The organism is Treponema sp. R6D11 (genome assembly GCF_054786075.1).
Map to the genome: position 1 here is coordinate 1 of NZ_BDHD01001471.1, position 253 is coordinate 253.

The window sequence follows — 253 nt, forward strand, 5'->3', positions numbered from 1 at the left end:
AGATTGCCCTTAAAGTTGTGGCTCTCAGTAAGGCATAGATCAAAATTTAGATGGGCGCTGGGATTATCTATATCTGCAATAAAGGGCAAACCATTATCCGCACGAGCATCCCCACCAATCGCCCTAAATAAAAAAGCCGTATCGAGCAATACATCCATTATATCAACCGATCCACCGCCAAACATCCCGATCCTAGCTTCAACCTTGCGTATTCGCTGTTCAAAAAATTCACGACCAAAAAAGACCCTGAAAT

General features: G+C 43.1%; 1 protein-coding gene. It reads right to left on the bottom strand.

Annotation, left to right across the window (positions count from 1 at the left end; genetic code table 11):
* A partial coding sequence (locus ACYVTD_RS19135) for a hypothetical protein (protein WP_461249159.1) occupies positions 1 to 253 on the bottom strand: 253 nt, incomplete at both ends.